The sequence below is a fragment of the Pseudomonas oryzagri genome (genome assembly GCF_020831405.1).
GTDB classification, from domain to species: domain Bacteria; phylum Pseudomonadota; class Gammaproteobacteria; order Pseudomonadales; family Pseudomonadaceae; genus Geopseudomonas; species Geopseudomonas oryzagri.
This window is the reverse complement of sequence record NZ_JAJHPU010000001.1, coordinates 1-888: the sequence shown is the minus strand read 5'-3', so window position 1 is coordinate 888 and position 888 is coordinate 1. Positions and strand designations below refer to the sequence as shown.

Here is an 888-nt window from a genome sequence, read left to right as displayed (position 1 = left end):
CAAGTCCGGCGTGCCGTTCGATCGCCAGCGAGCCATTGCTCACTGATGGGGAAGACGGTATCTACGACTCGTTTCTGGCCTACCACCGCATGTCTGCCCAGGGATCGCCCAAGCTCATCTGATCGGCGACCGCCAGTCCGCCCCTATTGCACGGGGCTTGAGGTAGAAACCGACTGCATGACCCCGTCGATAAAGGGCGCCTTGCCTGCGAGGTATTCGCCGATGCCGCCGGTGTTGTCTGCCTCCAGGGCCAGCTTCAAGTCTTGATAGCACTCGCGAAGTATCGGATCGCTTCTGAGGATGTCGCGAAAGCGGAGCATTCTTCCGATCTGATCGTGGCCGCTAAGGCAGATATGGATCTTATGGGTTCGCACCCCATCGATATCGCGACGATAAAAATGGTGTCCCGCCGACAGATCACTTCCGCGTACGTATCCAAGTTCGCTCAGGACACTTGTGCGTAAGGATTCATTTCGATGTGCCGAAATCTCGACCAGCATGTCGATCTCCGGCTTGGCTGCCAGTTCGGGTACGGCAGTGCTTCCGACATGATGGATGGCGATAAGCTCTTCGCCAAATGCCTTGGCGATTTGCTCCTTGGCAGCAAGGAAGAGCGCAGGCCAATTACTGTCATAGGGTGAAATCTTGCTCGTTAACGCCACGATGCTTGTTCCTTGTCTCGGGGACTTGTCCTAGGGAAAACGCAAAGATTGTGAAGGTGCGCCACAGCATCCATGCGGGCCGGATTCTAGCGCCGCCAATACGTGACAGCTACGGTGGAGCACTTGGCCAATCTGCCTATTGATTGTTAGATCGTTCCCACGCTCGGCGCTCGGCGTTATACATAAGTCGCGTGAACTCGAGAGGTAGTAATGAGCTGGGCGACAG

Annotated in this window: 1 protein-coding gene; it reads right to left on the bottom strand. The window is 56.1% G+C overall.

What is annotated here, in order from left to right; translation table 11 throughout:
• Positions 1-143: 143 nt before the first annotated feature.
• Positions 144-662 (bottom strand): GrpB family protein, encoded by a 519-nt coding sequence (locus tag LMJ29_RS00005; RefSeq protein ID WP_229602702.1) that lies wholly within the window; start codon positions 660-662, stop codon positions 144-146.
• Positions 663-888: the final 226 nt, after the last annotated feature.